Source organism: Allobosea sp. 05T438 (assembly GCF_056396025.1).
This window is the reverse complement of the sequence record NZ_JBFTKQ010000001.1, coordinates 59,983-74,059: the sequence shown is the minus strand read 5'-3', so window position 1 is coordinate 74,059 and position 14,077 is coordinate 59,983. Positions and strand designations below refer to the sequence as shown.

13 protein-coding genes and 2 tRNA genes are annotated in these 14,077 nt (G+C 65.8%); 6 read left to right on the top strand and 9 right to left on the bottom strand.

Annotation, left to right across the window (positions count from 1 at the left end):
• Positions 1 to 17: 17 nt before the first annotated feature.
• The 4 genes from AC1DIN_RS00325 to AC1DIN_RS00310 all read right to left on the bottom strand — a co-directional run bounded on the left by AC1DIN_RS00325 (position 18) and on the right by AC1DIN_RS00310 (position 3,205).
• Positions 18 to 425, bottom strand: a complete 408-nt coding sequence (locus AC1DIN_RS00325) for a hypothetical protein (protein WP_476808274.1) — start codon at positions 423 to 425, stop codon at positions 18 to 20.
• Positions 426 to 789: 364 nt separating this feature from the next.
• Positions 790 to 864: transfer RNA gene (locus AC1DIN_RS00320), tRNA-Thr, on the bottom strand.
• Between the two features lie 198 nt (positions 865 to 1,062).
• Entirely contained in the window at positions 1,063 to 1,356 is a 294-nt protein-coding gene (locus AC1DIN_RS00315) for a GYD domain-containing protein (protein WP_476808273.1), read from the bottom strand.
• A gap of 238 nt (positions 1,357 to 1,594) precedes the next feature.
• Positions 1,595 to 3,205 carry an MFS transporter gene (locus AC1DIN_RS00310; protein ID WP_441471742.1) on the bottom strand — a complete coding sequence of 537 codons (1,611 nt, stop codon included), beginning with the start codon at positions 3,203 to 3,205 and terminating at the stop codon, positions 1,595 to 1,597.
• 366 nt (positions 3,206 to 3,571) lie between these two features.
• Between AC1DIN_RS00310 and AC1DIN_RS00305 the strand changes: the two genes are divergently transcribed.
• Entirely contained in the window at positions 3,572 to 4,093 is a 522-nt protein-coding gene (locus AC1DIN_RS00305) for a hypothetical protein (protein ID WP_476808272.1), read from the top strand.
• Positions 4,094 to 4,148: 55 nt separating this feature from the next.
• Here AC1DIN_RS00305 and rlmB read toward each other — a convergent pair whose 3' ends face one another.
• Positions 4,149 to 4,949: a 23S rRNA (guanosine(2251)-2'-O)-methyltransferase RlmB gene (gene rlmB / locus AC1DIN_RS00300; RefSeq protein ID WP_476808271.1), complete on the bottom strand. Its 801-nt coding sequence runs from the start codon at positions 4,947 to 4,949 to the stop codon at positions 4,149 to 4,151.
• Positions 4,950 to 5,048: 99 nt separating this feature from the next.
• Here rlmB and AC1DIN_RS00295 point away from each other — a divergent pair, with 99 nt between their 5' ends.
• Both AC1DIN_RS00295 and AC1DIN_RS00290 read left to right on the top strand, forming a co-directional pair.
• A complete protein-coding gene (locus tag AC1DIN_RS00295) occupies positions 5,049 to 5,603 on the top strand; it encodes an AAA family ATPase (RefSeq protein ID WP_476808270.1) in 555 nt (184 codons plus the stop codon).
• 162 nt (positions 5,604 to 5,765) lie between these two features.
• Positions 5,766 to 5,850 (top strand) — tRNA-Tyr (locus AC1DIN_RS00290).
• A 95-nt stretch (positions 5,851 to 5,945) separates the two neighbouring features.
• Here the strand turns inward: AC1DIN_RS00290 and AC1DIN_RS00285 are convergent.
• The 4 genes from AC1DIN_RS00285 to AC1DIN_RS00270 all read right to left on the bottom strand — a co-directional run bounded on the left by AC1DIN_RS00285 (position 5,946) and on the right by AC1DIN_RS00270 (position 10,097).
• On the bottom strand, positions 5,946 to 6,977 hold the full coding sequence (locus AC1DIN_RS00285) for an amino acid ABC transporter substrate-binding protein (RefSeq protein ID WP_476808269.1): 1,032 nt from the start codon (positions 6,975 to 6,977) through the stop codon (positions 5,946 to 5,948).
• Positions 6,978 to 7,018: 41 nt separating this feature from the next.
• Complete coding sequence (locus AC1DIN_RS00280; RefSeq protein WP_441471747.1) at positions 7,019 to 7,654, bottom strand: L,D-transpeptidase; 636 nt, start codon at positions 7,652 to 7,654, stop codon at positions 7,019 to 7,021.
• A gap of 17 nt (positions 7,655 to 7,671) precedes the next feature.
• On the bottom strand, positions 7,672 to 8,121 hold the full coding sequence (locus tag AC1DIN_RS00275) for a hypothetical protein (RefSeq protein ID WP_441471748.1): 450 nt from the start codon (positions 8,119 to 8,121) through the stop codon (positions 7,672 to 7,674).
• 272 nt (positions 8,122 to 8,393) lie between these two features.
• A complete protein-coding gene (locus tag AC1DIN_RS00270) occupies positions 8,394 to 10,097 on the bottom strand; it encodes an alpha/beta hydrolase (protein ID WP_476808268.1) in 1,704 nt (567 codons plus the stop codon).
• Positions 10,098 to 10,271: 174 nt separating this feature from the next.
• On the opposite strand from AC1DIN_RS00270, the gene AC1DIN_RS00265 reads away from it, so the two are divergent.
• Genes AC1DIN_RS00265 through AC1DIN_RS00255 form a run of 3 tightly spaced genes read left to right on the top strand, consistent with a single transcriptional unit; the run spans position 10,272 to position 13,561 of the window.
• Entirely contained in the window at positions 10,272 to 10,742 is a 471-nt protein-coding gene (locus AC1DIN_RS00265) for a MarR family winged helix-turn-helix transcriptional regulator (protein WP_476808267.1), read from the top strand.
• Positions 10,735 to 12,015, top strand: a complete 1,281-nt coding sequence (locus tag AC1DIN_RS00260) for an HlyD family secretion protein (RefSeq protein ID WP_476808266.1) — start codon at positions 10,735 to 10,737, stop codon at positions 12,013 to 12,015. The genes AC1DIN_RS00265 and AC1DIN_RS00260 overlap by 8 nt, the downstream gene beginning before the upstream one ends.
• Positions 12,008 to 13,561, top strand: coding sequence for a DHA2 family efflux MFS transporter permease subunit (locus AC1DIN_RS00255; protein WP_476808265.1), 1,554 nt, complete (start codon positions 12,008 to 12,010; stop codon positions 13,559 to 13,561). The genes AC1DIN_RS00260 and AC1DIN_RS00255 overlap by 8 nt, the downstream gene beginning before the upstream one ends.
• Positions 13,562 to 14,077 lie beyond the last annotated feature (516 nt).

The following is a 14,077-nucleotide window of genomic DNA, read 5'->3' as shown; positions in this document are numbered from 1 at the left end:
CCCTGCAGGCGCCGCGGTCAATCGAACCAGCGCGACTGCGATTTGCAACGGTAGCCGACAAAGCAGGCTTCCTGATCACGACTTGGAACCCAGGCCGGATCAAGCGATTCGTCGAACTGGCAGAAGCTCCGGTCGCGGACAAAGCGGTCATAGGTGAAGCCGCCCGTGCCGAGCACGATCGCGCCATGCACCTGGACATCCCTCTGGCTGGCCGCACAAGGGCGCGACACGGTGGAGGGGCGCGCCTGAGCCAGTGCGGCGCCTGCATTCAGCGCGAGAACGAGCGTGAGAGCGATGGCCTTCATCGGAGCCTCCCGGCCTGTCGAGGCGGACAACTGACCCGCTGCGCCAAAACGTTCCCGCAGCGGGTGGATGTCAATCCCGAAACGCGGTTCCACGCGAACCTGCCAAGGCAGCGATGCCATGCCAGCGGCCGGCCTGCAGATGTCGCGATCGTACTGGCTTGGCTTGCGACCGTGCCGGGACAATGAGACGCCGGGAGCTTACGAGGCTGCAGCCAAGGCCAGCAGGGCGCCCATGATATTGATCGCCGTCAGCAGCCAGTGAGGCACTACAGCTGCGACGATTGCCGGAACTTCGCCGTTCTCGAACATTGGCCCCTCACGCCACGCTCCAACCGGCCGATTTCAATTGATCCGAGGAAAGTCCGCAGCCCCCAAACGGGAGCATCTCGACGCAATCCGGCTCGCCTCTGGAGGGCGGCAGGAGCGAGGCGCCGGACTACATCCGGCGCCTCGTATCAACATCTTGAAACCATTCTGGAATTCGTGGTGCCGGTGGAGAGGATCGAACTCCCGACCTTCGGTTTACAAAACCGCTGCACTACCGCTGTGCTACACCGGCATCCCTGACTGCTCGGCCAGGATTGCCGCCGACTGAAATTTTCTCGTCGGCGGTGCCGTAGCGGTTACCAGCCGATGACAGCGAGAGCAAGCATCTCCGATGCTACTGCTGCCGATCCATTGCGCCGCAATCGTGCGCAATGACGTGGAAGGGCCGTTTCAGGAACGTCTGCCTGGCCTCATCGTCTGGCTGACGGGCTCAGCTCATCGAGCGGATGATTTCGCGATAGGCCGCCTCGGGAAAGGCCTTGAGGGTTTGGGTGCGGAGATTGCCGAGCATGCCGAGTTGCAGGCAGAAGCGCGCCTGGACCGCATCGTCCGGCGCCTCGCAGACGATCACCATGTCGTATTTGCCCATCGTCATGAAAAAGGCCTTGAACTCGCCGCCCATCTCCTTGAGCGCCTGTTTGGCAGCGTCGAGACGGCTCGGCGAGGCGTTGACGTGGCGCGCTCCCTGATCGGTCCAATTGGCCAGCATGATGTAGGTTGTCATCGCGCTACTCCCTGAAACGGCCCGGCCTGTTCATCGGAAGTATCGGGCGGCGGCTTGATCGTCGCCGCTGGTGGGATGGCTCCTGCCATCTGCCGGACCTTGACGTTACGATAGCACAGCGAGCGGCAGAACAGCACGGCAAAGCGGCTTTGGGGCAGCGAGAGAAGTCACGGCCTCGAGCGGCAAAGAAAAGGCCCCGCTCTTGCGAGCGGGGCCGAGATGATCGCCCGAAGTGGGGTCACTTCAGGATGTCGCGGTCCTTGGTTTCCGGCAGGAAGAGCAGGCCGATCACGAAGGTGCCGAGCGCCACGATGATCGGATACCAGAGGCCGGAGAAGATGTTGCCGCTGGCGGCCACGATGGCGAAGGCGGTCGGGGGTAGGAAGCCGCCGAACCAGCCGTTGCCGATGTGGTAGGGCAGCGACATGCCGGAGTAGCGGATGCGGGTCGGGAAGAGTTCGACCAGCAGCGCCGCGATCGGACCGTAGACCATCGTCACGAAGAGGACGAGCACGAACAGGATGCCCACGGCCTTCATGGCGCGGCCGTCGCTCAGCACTTGGCCCATCGAGGGCGTCTTCAGGATGGTCGCATCACCCGCCTTCGGATAGCCGGCGGCCTGGGCGGCGGTGACGAGATCGGCCGCGCCGCTCGGCGCAGCAGCCCCGTTGATCGTTGCCTTGAGCGGCGAGCCGGCCGGGCCGGGCACCAGATCGTAGTGGATCGAGTTGGTGGCCAGCGTGCGGCGGACGACGTCGCAGGGCTTGGTGAAGGTGCGCACGCCCACCGGGTCGAACAGCGTGCCGCATTCGGCCGGATCGGCGGCGAGGACAAGCTTCACGTTCTCGGTCGCCGACATCAGCTTCGGGTTGGCGGTGCTCGCGAGCATCGTGAACAGCGGGAAGTAGGTCAGAGCCGCGATCAGGCAGCCGGCGAGCAGGATGGGCTTGCGGCCGATCTTGTCCGAGAGCCAGCCGAACAGGATGAAAAACGGCGTGCCGGCGAGCAGCGAGAGAGCGATCAGCAGGTTGGCGGTGGTGCCGTCGATCTTCAGCGTCTGCGTCAGGAAGAACAGGGCGTAGAACTGGCCGGTGTACCAGACGACGGCCTGGCCGGCGGTGCCGCCGAACAGCGCGATGAGGCCGATCTTGGCATTCTGCCAGGTGCCGAAGGCTTCGGAGAGCGGCGCCTTCGACTGGGTGCCCTCTTCCTTCATCTTCACGAAGGCCGGAGATTCGGAGAGCTGGAGGCGGATCCAGATCGAGAAGCCGAGCAGGATGATCGAGAGCAGGAACGGAACGCGCCAGCCCCAGGCGGCGAAGGCTTCCGGCGTCATGCTGAGGCGCAGGCCGAGAATCACGATCAGCGACAGGAACAGGCCGACGGTCGCGGTCGTCTGGATCCACGACGTATAGAAGCCGCGCCGGCCCATCGGGGCATGCTCGGCGACATAGGTCGCGGCGCCGCCATACTCGCCGCCGAGCGCGAGGCCCTGTAGCAGGCGGCAGGCGATGAAGATCACGGGCGCGGCGTAGCCGATGGTCTGGAAGCTGGGCAGCAAGCCGACGAGGAAGGTCGAGATGCCCATCACGGTCATGGTGACGAGGAAGGTGTATTTGCGGCCGATCATGTCGCCGAGGCGGCCGAAGAACAGGGCGCCGAAGGGGCGGACCGCAAAGCCGGCTGCGAAGCCGAAGAGCACGAAGATAAACTTCGCCGTGTCGTTGTCGCCGGGCACGAAGGTCTGGGCGATGTTGGCGGCGAGCGAGCCTGCCAGATAGAAGTCATACCACTCGAAGACCGTTCCGGCCGACGAGGCAATGATGACCTTCCTCTCTTCCTTGGTCATCGGCCGAGGCGCAGCCCTCGAGTCCGATGTTTGCGATGCCATGCTCATGGCGCTTGTCTCCCCTGGTAAAGCCCTGGAGCCGGGATGCCCCGGCCGGTTCCTTCAACGCGGCTCGCACTTCTGATGTGGCGATGACCGCGATGCCGGGTGGCGGACAAATTCCGCCACACCAGGCTGGCTCAGAGATTTGCGCGCGTATTGTCGCAGGGGCAATCGAGCACTTGGTCTTGCACCGTTCGTCTTAAGACTATCGACGAGGCGGGTGGGAGACTAACGACTGTGGAAAACCAGTGGCTTTCCAGCGGACGTGGCAGCATTATAGTCCTCTTCGGGAGGCCTGACGAGATGCGGTTGAGGAGGCGCGCCATGTCGCGGCTTGCGATCACCTTGTCCTGCGGTTTCTTCGTTGCTGCGACGCTGCCGACGGGCGCCTGGGCCGCCGGGCGCAGCGGCGCACTTGGAGCCCCCGTGTCGATCGGCCACGGGCGAGCCATTGCCGGGTATCCCGTTCGGGGCGTCCGGCCGTGGCGCGGTGCAGGCCGTGGAGCGCATGGCTGGCATCATCGCCGCTTCGGCTGGAATTCGCCGGGCTATGATTGGCCCTGGTACGATGCAGGCGCGGCAACGGGCGGTGTCACCGTCATCGAGCAGCAAGCCGAGGCGCTGCAGACGATCGATCCCGATGCGTTCGAGAATCTGCCCGTGCGGGCCGGAATCCAACGTTCGCCCACGCCGGAGCCAACGATCTACCGGCTAGAGGAGCCACGCTCGCGTCCCGTCGCTCGAATCATTCGGATTGGCGGCGCGGACGATGCCCGAGAAGGCGCCCGCAGCCGATACGCCCATGCCGAGACGGGCGCGCTGCTGCTGACGGTGCCGCGCCGCTGATCGGGTGTTGGTCCCAAATCCAGATTCGGGCCCGAGATAGGCTTCAAATTCGTCGCTAGCGGCGGCTTGCGACGTAGAGCGCGATCGCCGTGGCATTCGAGACGTTGAGGCTGGTAATCGCACCCGGGACTTCAAGCCGCGCGACGTGATCGCACAGTTCGCGGGTGCGCTGACGCAGGCCCTTGCCTTCCGCTCCCATCACCATGACGAGCGGCCGCTTCAGCGTCATTTCGTCGAGCGCGACGTCTCCATCCGAATCGAAGCCGATGCGCAGGAAGCCGCGCTTGCCGAGCGTCTCGAGCGCATCGCCGAGGTTGCGGACGGAGATTACAGGCACATGCTCCAGCGCGCCGGAGGCCGATTTTGCCAGCACGCCGGTGGCCGCGGGCGAATGGCGGATGGTGACGATGACCGCCGCTGCGCCGAAGGCGGCCGCGGAGCGCAGGATGGCGCCGACATTGTGAGGGTCGGTGATCTGGTCGAGCGCCAGCACGACGGCGTCGTCCGCCAGGTCGTCGAGCTCGGGCGAGGGCAGGGGATCGCAGACCAGATAAAGGCCTTGATGCACCGAATCAGGCGTGAGCAGCCGGTCGATCTCGGAGGGGCGCACGATCTCGGGTTCGAGCGGGAGCGTGCCCACCACTTCCTGCAGCCGCCGCAACCCGTTCTCGGTGGCGAGCAGGCGCCGGTGCCGGCGCTCCGGGTTGCGCAGGGCCTCGACCACGGGATGAACGCCGTAAAGCACGGCCTCGTCGATATCGCCGGGCCGATGAGCCGGCGGGCCGCCGGCGCGTCGGGGGGCGCCTGGGCGGCCGCCGGCAGGCCTGGCTTGTTTCGGGCGGAATGGCGGGGCCATCGCATTCTCCAGATTGACCGGAGTGCCGTGCCATGGCGCGAGGCGCTTGGCCAGAGCCAAGCGCAGGATGTGGACGGATCGCAGAGGAAAGGATCGACCATGACAGACAGGACAGATCGGCTGATCGTCCTCACGGGAGGGCCCGGCTCGGGCAAGACGACCCTGATCGAGGCGCTGGCGAAACGCGGCCATGCCGTGCAGCCCGAGGCCGGCCGGGCGATCATCCGCGATCAGCGGGCGATCGGCGGCGAGGGATTGCCGTGGAAGAATCGCGCGCTCTTTGCGGAGCTGATGCTCGCGGCCGATCTGCGCAGCTACGATGAGGCGTGTGGACAAGGCGAGCTTGTCTTCTTCGACCGTGGATTGCCCGACATCGTGGGCTATCTCGCGCTCTGCGGGCTGCCGGTGCCGCCGTATGCCGGGGCTGCGGCGGAACGATTCCGTTATCGCAGGACGGTGTTCATCGCGCCGCCATGGCCTGCCATCTTCGGGCAGGATGCCGAGCGCAAGCAGGATTTCGCCGAGGCCGAGCGGACCTATGAGGCGATGGCCCGGACCTATCCTCGTTATGGCTACGATCTCGTCGAATTGCCCCAGGAAAGCGTCGAAACACGGGTCGATTTCGTCCTGAAGCGCCTCGGCGCTGCGAGTTGAGCGATTTCTGCCGGGCTCGCTTCACAGGGAATTCGCGCCTTCGGTCGTTTTGCCGTTGACAGGGGGCGGCCCGGTCACCATAAGTCCGGCCGCGCCTGCCGGTCGTCGCGAAAGTGACATATCGGCGGCCCTCGGCCCCACAGGCCGATCATGGGCGCAGGCGGGGGAATGTCCCGAGCGGCAAAGGGGGCGGACTGTAAATCCGCTGGCTATGCCTTCGCAGGTTCGAGTCCTGCTTCCCCCACCACCCATCTCCTTGAAACTTGAAATTGCTCAGCTTCTGCCGCTGATGCCGTGCCGAGAGCGGGCCTGTGCCCGCTCCCGTCGAAGGTCGCGCGTGTTTTACCGCAGCGGCGGCGCGTAGAGCACGCCGCCCATGCTCCAGAGCTGGTTGAGGCCGCGGGGGATGCCGAGCTTCGAGCCGGTCCCGAGGTTGCGCTCGTAGATCTCGGCATAGTTCCCGGTCGCCTTGACCGCCCGGATCGCCCAGTCCGCATCGAGCCCCATCGCCTTGCCGAAGCCGCCTTCCGCGCCGGTGAAGCGGCGTGCGTCGGGCTTCTGCGATTTCAGGGCCTCGTCGACATTGCTGGTGGAAATGCCGAGTTCTTCGGCGTTGACCAGCGCGAAGTTCACCCACTTCACCACGTTGAACCAGGGGAAGTCGTCGCTGCGCACCACGGGACCGAGGGGCTCCTTCGAAATCACATCCGGCAGCACGATCGCGTCCGCCGGCTTCGCCAGCCTGAGCCGCTCGCCATGCAGAGCCGACTGGTCGCGGGTCAGCACGTCGCATTGTCCGCTCTCGAAGGCGGCGAAGGCTTCCGCCGCGCTCGGATAGACCTTCTCCTCATAGGTCATGGAATTGGACTTGAAGAAGTCGGCAAGGTTGAGCTGGGTCGTGGTGCCGGCCTCGACGCAGATTTTCGCCTTGTCCAGAGACAACGCGTCGTCGACCTTGAGCGAGCGCTTCGCCAGGAAGCCCTGGCCGTCGTGATAGGTGATGCCGGCGAAGGCGAGACCCAATTCGGCCTCGCGGCCGAGTGTCCAGGTGGAGTTGCGTGCCAGCAGATCGACCTTGCCACCCTTCAGCGCATCGAAGCGCTCGCTGGCGGAGAGCGGCGTGAAGGCGACCTTGTTCGCATCGCCAAGGACGGCGGCCGCGACGGCGCGGCAGAAGTCGACGTCGAAGCCGCTCCATTTGCCCTCGGCATCCTTTGCCGAGAAACCGAGCACGCCCTCGCTCACGCCGCACTGGAGCGTGCCGCGCTGTTTCACCGTATCGAGTGTGCCTGCAACGGCCGGAGCCGCCAGAGTGGCGGCAAGCGCGGCGCCGGCGGCGAGGCCGGGCAGGCGAAACCATGAGGCCTTGGACATGGCTCTCTTTTCCCTTCGGATTCGGTTGCGCACGGCGCCAGTCACAGCGTGGCGTTGTGGCGGATGATCACCTTGGTCCCCACCGGGACCCGCTCGTAGAGATCGACGATGTCGCCATTGGCGAGCCGGAAGCAGCCGGACGAGATCGCCTCGCCGATCGTCTCGGGCTGGTTGGTGCCGTGGATGCGGAAGACGGTCGAGCCGAGATAGAGGGCGCGCGCGCCCATCGGATTGCCGGGGCCGCCGGCCATGAAGCGTGGCAAATAGGGCTGGCGCTGCAGCATCTCCGGCGGCGGGCGCCAATCCGGCCACTCGGACTTGCGGCTGATCTGGACCTGGCCGGACCAGGTGAAGCCCTCGCGGCCGACGCCGATGCCGTAGCGCAGCGCGCGGCCATTGCCCTGGACCACATAGAGGAAGCGCTCGCCGGAATGGATCACGACGGTGCCGGGCGCCTCGCTGGAGCGGAACAGCACCATCTGGCGGGCATAGGGGCCCTCGGTGATGCTGACCTCCTCGGTGGAGACACGGCCGGGCTCGTCCCCGATATCCATCGTCTCCTTCATTCCCGCCGGGGCGCGCGGCTGCGCGAGGGAGGCGCCGGAGAGGGCTAGCAGCGGCAGGCAGGCGAAGCCGGCAGCAAGGCCGATGCCGGCGAGGGTCTTTGAGAGGTTCATGTCCCGTCAGCTCCAGATCAGCAGCGGCTGTAGACGAAGGTGCCGTAGCGCCGGTTCGCGTCCGGATCGACGAAGCGCATCACCAGCTCCTTCTGCGATACCGAAAGCAGCTCGCGATCCTGCGGATCGCCGGCCGGCGCCTCGAAGCCGACATAGCTCTTGCCGCCCGGGCCGGCCTTCAGCCGCAGCTCATAGGGCTTGGGGTCGTCGGCGACATGCATCATCACACCGTCGCCGGGGCCCTTCGTGATCGTATAGGGCTGCTTGCATTGCGCCCGCGCTTCGGCCTCGGTGCGCTTGCGGTCCTTTTCGGTGTGGAAGGAGGCGATGCCCCAGCGGCCCACCAGCGCATCACGCGTGACATTGGTCGGGGGCGGGGCGGCGTCCGCGACGCTCGCCACCGGCGACAGCGCCTCGCCGCCGCCACAGCCTGAGAGCAACAGCGCCAGAAGCAGGCTTCCACTCAACGAACCGATTCCGGCACCGGAACCTCCGGCCCTAAACCCTAGCTGTCTCATCGGTCCTCCATCGCGATTGGTCAGAGTCGAAGCGATGCATCATGGTGAAAGGCAAAGGGGTGGCCGATGCTAGGACAGCATGGCCCTTGTCATTGATCCTGGAGCTGGTGATCGCGTGGCGTCCATCGGCTTCCCGGAGGGCCCCCTGGCCAGAGATGCAGCAGCACAGCCGCAAACGCGATCAGGATCAAGCCCCCTTTGCCGTTCTTTCATCGGCGGAGCTATCCGCCCCGGTTGTCGTATGGGTCGTCGGCGGGGCGATTGGCGCCTGCCCGAGCCCGCGCCCGCTCGGCAAGATGCCGCTTCAGGGCCGCGAGTTCCTCAGCCGACCAGCGGCCGGTGCCGAGGACGGCCGTCCACGCCTCGACATAGTGTTCGGGCGCATAGACATGGCCGTAGCCGATGGGGGTGCTGGTCGCCACGGCCATGTCGAGCGCTAGCTGCAGCATCGTGACGATCGGATACCAGCGTAGCTCGGACGACACGTCCGGCCCGCGCGGCTGCTTCATCCAGTCCGGCTGCCGATAGGCATCGCGATAGTCGAAGAAGGTGATCGGGTCGCTCGCATATTGCAGATAGACCAGCCGCATCGGCCCCCAGGGTCGATCGGGCGGGACCGTCGGGCCGTTCTGGTTCATGAAGCGCACGATGCGGCCGTCCCGGAATTCGGGCAGCCATTGCGGGGTGCCGGGATTGCGGGCCTCGGTGATCGAGCGCCAGTTCCGGGTCTCAAAGGGCGGGCCGCTCCAGAGCGCGCCGTCGATCGGATCGCCGATCATCTCGAACAGCTCGGCGGATTTCTCGGAGTTCATCGCGCCCAGGCTGAGGCCGTGCAGATAGAGCTTCGGCCGCGCGTCATGGGGCAGGGCGGTCCAGTGGCGATAGATCTCGCGGAAGAGCGCGCGGGCGGTCTCGGCTCCGTATTCCGGCTGGGTCAGGAGCGAGAGGGGGCTGCTCAGATAGGAGTACTGCACCGCGACGCTGGCGACATCGCCATCGCGCAGATGTTCCAGCGCATCCATCGCGGAAGGATCGACCCAGCCGGTGCCCGTCGGCGTCACGACGACGAGCGTCGAACGCGAAAAGCCGCCGACGCGCTTGAGTTCCTCCAGAGCGAGCCTGGCCCGCGCCTCGGCCGTCTGCGCGCCGCGCAGGCCGACATAGACCCGGATGGGCTCCATTGCCGGATGCCCGGTCTCGGAGCTGATCCGCGCGGCGGTCGGGCCCGCGGCGATGAATTCGCGACCGGCACGGCCGAGTTCCTGCCAGTTCACGAGCGAGGCCGGGCTGCCGGTCTTGTTCGGGGCGGTGGGTTGCGGCCGCTCGGGCTCGAGCCGGGCATCCAGTTCGCGATAGGAGGAATCCAGCATGCGGAAGACCGCGCTCGCCAGGACGTTGCTCGCCAGCGACCAGAACAGGAGCGCGGCCAGGCCGACGCCGATCACGGTGGCGAGCCGGGCAGGGATGAAGCGCCGGGTGACGCCGACCAGCCAGTCGGCCAGCCGCTTGAACAGGCGCGCGATGACCAGCACCAGCACAAAGGTCGCGAATGCCATGAGGCACAGCTTGGTCGGGTGCGAACTCGGCAAATGACTCAGACCGACGACCGCGCGAACGGAATTCTGCCACTCGGCCGCTTTCCACAGGAACAGCAGCGCGATCAGCAGGGACAAGAGAAGTGCCACGGCATTGGCCGGCCGCCGCAGCCGGTCGGACGGCTCGGGGAGTTCGAGATAGCGCCAGAGCTGTCGCGACAGAACGCCGAGGCCATAGCCGATCGCAAAGCAGATACCGGCGAGCGCACCCTGCGTGAGATAGCTGCGCGGTACGAGAGTCGGCGTCAGAGCTGCTGCGAACAGCAGCGTTCCCAAGACCAAGCCTACGCCCGACAGCGACGACAACTGCCTGCGAATCCAACGCGTCACGACTGGCTATCCCCCTCGCTCGGATCGGCCCGGCCGTTTCGCCGACAATGTTCCGATGCGGAACCGTAGTCGCCGCACATCCGGGCTGGCAATGCAGGTGAAGCGACGGAGGGTTGCGGCATAGGCGGTTGTGCATAGCTGTATCGAAATATTATATAGATGCTTATGACAAGCATGCCTACAAAGCCACCGCCGACCGTGGGCTTCCTCCTGCACGACGTCGCGCGTCTGCTGCGCAAGCGCTTCGAGCAGAACGCCCGCGACACTGGCTTGACGCGCTCGCAATGGCAGGTGCTCGCCTATCTCGATCGGAATKCCGGCATCCAGCAGGGGATGCTCGCCGAGCTGATCGACGTCGAGCCGATCACCGTCGGCCGGATCGTCGACAAGCTTGAGAGCTGCGGGCTGGTCGAGCGCAGGCCCAATCCGAACGACCGGCGCAGTTGGCAGCTGTACCTGACCGAGAAGGCGGGGCCGACGCTCGAAACGATGCGTGCGCTCGGCGAAGTCACGCGGGCAGAGGCGTTCGGCACGATTCCTGAAGCGGAGCGCGCGCGACTGCTCGGCCTCCTCGAAACCATGAAAGAGAATCTTTTGGCCGCCTGCCAATCGCCGGCGGCCGAAGGACAGGTCCGCCATGGATGACGTTGCCAGAAGAACCGATGCCGGCGTGGAGAGTGCTCGCGAACCCGAGCCGCGTGACAATGTGACCGAGATCAAGCGCGCGGGAGAGATGAAGGCGCCGCCTGCGCCCGCCGGCAATACGCCCGAGACGACGCCGGTCGCCGCTTCCGCTCCCTCGCCGACGCGCCCCGCGCGCAACCGCAAGCGCCAGTTGCTCTTCGCGCTGCTGCCGGTCGCGCTGATCGCTGGCGGATACACCTACGTCACCGGCGGTCAGGTGATGTCGACCGACAACGCTTACGTGCAGGCCGACATCGTCGGCATCTCGACGGATGTTGCGGGGATCGTCAGCGAGGTCGATGTCCGCGACAACCAGCCGGTGAAGGCCGGCGAAGTGCTCTTCCGGCTTGACGACAAGCCGTTCCGCTTCGCGCTGGAGCGGGCCGACGCGCAGATCGGCGTGGTCAGCAACGATCTCGCGGCGCTGAAGGCGACTTACAAGGGCATGCAAAGCCAGATCGCCCAGGCCGAGAGCGATATCGCGTTCTTCCAGACCACGTTCAAGCGCCAGCAGGACCTCGCCACGAAATCCGTCGCGTCGCAGGCGACCTACGATCAGGCCAAGCACGATCTCGACGGCTCGCAGCAGAAGCTGGTGCAGTTGCAGACCCAACTCGCCGGCATCGCCGCCGGCCTGAACGGCAAGCCCGATGCGCCGATCGAGGAACATCCGCGCTACCGCGACGCCGTCGCCGCCCGCGCCGAGGCAGCCCGCCAGCTCGACCACACCGTGGTGCGCGCATCGATGGACGGCATCGTCACCAACGTGCCCTCGCTGCAGAAGGGGCAATATCTGGCAGAGGCGACCAACGCCTTCAGCCTGGTTTCCACCGACCATGTCTGGATCCAGGCGAACCCGAAGGAGACCGAGCTGACCTGGGTGCGGCCCGGGCAGAAGGCCGAAATCTATGTCGACACCTATCCGGGCGCGAACTGGAGCGGCACGGTCGACAGCATCAGCCCGGCCTCGGCGGCAAGCTTCTCGCTGCTGCCGGCACAGAACACCAGCGGCAACTGGGTCAAGGTCGTCCAGCGCATCGCCATGCGGGTGAAGATCGAGACGCAGCCCGACCGGCCGCAACTGCGCGCCGGCATGAGCGTGACGCTCGATGTCGACACCGGCCATGCGCGCGGCGTGCCCGACTTCATTGGCTCGGCGATGGGCATGAGCAAGAACCCGGGCATGGGCAAAAACCCGAGCATGGGCAAGAAGACAGAGAACAACCATGGCTAGCGCCATCGCCGCGGCAGCGACCCCGGTCGCCAACCGCGGCGCCATCACCGCCTGCGTCATTCTCGCGGTGATCATGCAGGCGCTCGACACCACGATTGCCAATGTCGCGCTGCCCTATATCCAGGGCAGCGTCTCGGCCAGCGCCGACCAGATCAACTGGGTCCTGACCTCCTACATCGTCGCGGCCGCGATCATGACGCCGCCCTCAGGCTTCCTGGCCGCGCGCTTTGGGCGCAAGCGGGTGCTGTCGGTGGCGATTATCGGCTTCGTCGTCGCTTCGATCCTGTGCGGGGCGGCGCAGTCGCTCCCCCAGATCGTCGGCTTTCGGCTGATGCAGGGCTTCTTCGGCGCGGCGCTGGTGCCGCTGTCGCAGAGCATCCTGCTCGACATCTACACGCCCGAGGAGCGCGGCTCGGCTATGGCGCTGTTCGGCGTCTCGGTGATGGTGGGGCCGGTGCTCGGCCCGGTGATCGGCGGCTGGCTGACCGAGAACATCTCCTGGCGCTGGGTGTTCTACATCAACCTGCCGCTGGGCATCCTGGCTTTGGTCGGCGTCTCGATCTTCGTCAGCGAGACGAAATCCAGTGCATCGGCGAAGCTCGACTGGGTCGGTTTCGGCGCGCTCAGCATCGCGATCGGCGCGCTGCAGCTGTTCCTCGACCGCGGTGCGCAGCTCGACTGGTTCGACTCCTTCGAGATCGTCGTCGAGGCGACGGTCTGCGTCGCGGCGCTCTATATCCTCGTGGTGCACACGTTCACGGCCGAGAATTCCTTCATCAAGCCGCGGCTTTTCCTCGACCGTAATTTCTGCGTCGGGCTGATCTTCATCTTCATCGTCGGCATCTGCTACCTGGCGTCGCTGGCGCTGATGACGCCCTATCTGCAGACGCTGATGGGCTATCCGGTGGTAACCGCCGGCATCGTCATGGGGCCGCGGGGCTTAGGCACGATGGCCTGCATGTTCATGGTCGGGAAGCTGATCGGCAAGGTCGATACACGCATCCTACTCGGTTCCGGCCTGCTGGTCAGCGCCTGGGCGATGTACGATATGGCCGGCTGGACGCCCGACGTGTCGCAACAGACCATCATGGTGACCGGCTTCCTGCAGGGGGCGGGGCTCGGGCTGCTCTTCGTGCCGCTGACGACGATCACCTTCGCGACGCTCCCGGCCGAGTATCGCGGCGACGGCACCGGCCTCTACAACCTCTCGCGCAATATCGGCTCGAGCGTGGGCATCTCGCTGGTCGCCTATCTGCTCACCCGCAACGTGCAGGTGAACCATGCCGAGATCGCGAATTATGTCACGCCGTTCAACCGCATCTTCGATATGCCGGCGATCAAGGAGGCCTGGGATCCGCTGACGCTGGCGGGGCGCGCCGCGCTCGACGAGGTCGTGACGCGGCAGGCGACGATCATTTCCTATGTCGACGACTTCAAGCTGCTGATGATCCTCTGCCTTGCAGCGCTGCCCTTCCTGGCGCTGTTGCGCACGCCTCGCCAAAAGGCAGCTGCGCCGGCTGAGGACCACGCGATGGTGATGGAGTAGCGCCTCGCGTGGCGCGTCGGCCTTGGGGCTGACCCAAGGTTAACCTTGTTCGGTCAAACTCGCCTGAAATCGCACCTAGAGCTTTTGCGCAGATCGATTTCAGTCGATTATCATGGTGTCGGATTAACGCAATTTTAACGCTACGAGCCCGTGTCATGCGACCAGAGCGCGTGCCTCGAATCCCCACCCCGTTCCGCATCTCCAGCCCGGCTCGGATGCCGCGGGCGGCGAACGACAACGTTCCCGAAAATCCCGCGAGCATGGCGAGCTTTTTCGTCGGGCGGTTCGTGATCCTCGTGGCGCTGGTGGCGGCGCTGGCGATCATGCTCGGCTGCGCCGTCTGGTTCGGGCGCACCATCTGGCGGCTGTTGACCTGAGGGACTGCGCGCCGGCCGCACTGGCTGGCGAGCGGGGCCGCGCAACGCTTGCGTCAGAGCACGCACCGATCCGATTGCGCCGCAATCCGACCGGATCATGCGTTTTCTCTCAATAAGTTAGAGGAGGTTCCGAGCAGGT

What these genes read in the sequence shown, in the direction of transcription:
- AC1DIN_RS00285 (WP_476808269.1), bottom strand. Translation starts at nt 6,977, where the DNA reads ATGTCCAAGGCCTCATGGTTTCGCCTGCCCGGCCTCGCCGCCGGCGCC.
- AC1DIN_RS00255 (WP_476808265.1), top strand. Translation starts at nt 12,008, where the DNA reads ATGGCTAGCGCCATCGCCGCGGCAGCGACCCCGGTCGCCAACCGCGGC.
- AC1DIN_RS00315 (WP_476808273.1), bottom strand. Translation starts at nt 1,356, where the DNA reads ATGACAACCTACATCATGCTGGCCAATTGGACCGATCAGGGAGCGCGC.
- AC1DIN_RS00305 (WP_476808272.1), top strand. Translation starts at nt 3,572, where the DNA reads ATGTCGCGGCTTGCGATCACCTTGTCCTGCGGTTTCTTCGTTGCTGCG.
- AC1DIN_RS00280 (WP_441471747.1), bottom strand. Translation starts at nt 7,654, where the DNA reads ATGAACCTCTCAAAGACCCTCGCCGGCATCGGCCTTGCTGCCGGCTTC.
- AC1DIN_RS00325 (WP_476808274.1), bottom strand. Translation starts at nt 425, where the DNA reads ATGGCATCGCTGCCTTGGCAGGTTCGCGTGGAACCGCGTTTCGGGATT.
- rlmB (WP_476808271.1), bottom strand. Translation starts at nt 4,949, where the DNA reads ATGGCCCCGCCATTCCGCCCGAAACAAGCCAGGCCTGCCGGCGGCCGC.
- AC1DIN_RS00295 (WP_476808270.1), top strand. Translation starts at nt 5,049, where the DNA reads ATGACAGACAGGACAGATCGGCTGATCGTCCTCACGGGAGGGCCCGGC.
- AC1DIN_RS00310 (WP_441471742.1), bottom strand. Translation starts at nt 3,205, where the DNA reads ATGACCAAGGAAGAGAGGAAGGTCATCATTGCCTCGTCGGCCGGAACG.
- AC1DIN_RS00260 (WP_476808266.1), top strand. Translation starts at nt 10,735, where the DNA reads ATGGATGACGTTGCCAGAAGAACCGATGCCGGCGTGGAGAGTGCTCGC.